The sequence below is a fragment of the Vibrio sp. Vb1554 genome (genome assembly GCF_033344235.1).
Map to the genome: position 1 here is coordinate 1 of NZ_JAWPOJ010000406.1, position 1,089 is coordinate 1,089.

The following is a 1,089-nucleotide window of genomic DNA, read 5'->3' on the forward strand; positions in this document are numbered from 1 at the left end:
TGAAGTGCGACAATCGCACGGCAAGTTGATGGCGGCCATGGAGAAATTGCGTTACTTCGAAGCCGTCAAACAAGAGCGTCAGCAGTACTTTGATGAGCTGGGCCAAATGCGTGAACAAAAATCCCGTTTGGAAACGCAGCTTCGTGAGCAGCAGGCGCGCCACGAGCAAATGAATCAGGCTAATACGGAAAAACTGCAAATTTTAGAGCAGGCCGAAGTGCGTCTGAAACAACAGTTTGAGCACCTTGCCAATCAACTGTTTGAAGAAAAAACCGCGAAGGTCGATTTGCAAAACCGTCAAAGTTTAGAAGGGTTGTTGTCACCGTTAAAAGAGCAGTTAGAAGGTTTCAAAAAGCAAGTCAACGACAGCTTTAGCCAAGAAGCTAAAGAGCGTCATACGCTGGTGCATGAGCTGAAAAATCTGCAACGCCTCAATGAACAAATGACTCGAGAAGCCGTGAACCTGACCCAAGCGCTCAAAGGCGATAACAAACAGCAAGGTAACTGGGGTGAAGTGGTGTTGGCGCGCGTTTTAGCCGAATCGGGACTGCGCGAAGGGCACGAGTACGAAACGCAAGTGAACCTACAGAGCGAAGCAGGCAAGCGTTACCAACCGGATGTGATTGTGCATTTGCCACAAAACAAGCAAGTGGTGGTCGATTCGAAAATGGCATTGGTGGCGTACGAGCGCTACTTCAATGCCGAAACGGATGCTGAACGCGACCGCGCGTTAAGTGCTCACCTCACCGCACTGCGTGCGCACATCAAAGGTTTGAGCATGAAGGATTACCACAAGCTCAAAGGCATCCAAAGTCTCGATTATGTGCTGATGTTTATTCCGGTAGAGCCGGCGTTCCAAGTGGCGATTCAAGCCGACCCAAGCTTGATCAAAGACGCGATGGAGCAAAACATTATCTTGGTTAGCCCAACCACGTTGTTGGTGGCACTGCGCACCATCGACAATTTATGGCGCAACGAACGTCAGAATGAAAACGCCAAACTGATCGCCCAGCGCGCCACCAAACTGTACGACAAGCTGCGTTTATTCATCGATGACATGGAAGGGTTGGGCGGCGCATTAGACCGAGC

At 50.2% G+C, this 1,089-nt stretch carries 1 protein-coding gene; it reads left to right on the forward strand.

Annotated features, from left to right (window positions below):
* Positions 1-1,089 (forward strand): DNA recombination protein RmuC (gene rmuC / locus R8N28_RS26650; RefSeq protein ID WP_318183845.1); only part of this gene is annotated, 1,089 nt, incomplete at both ends.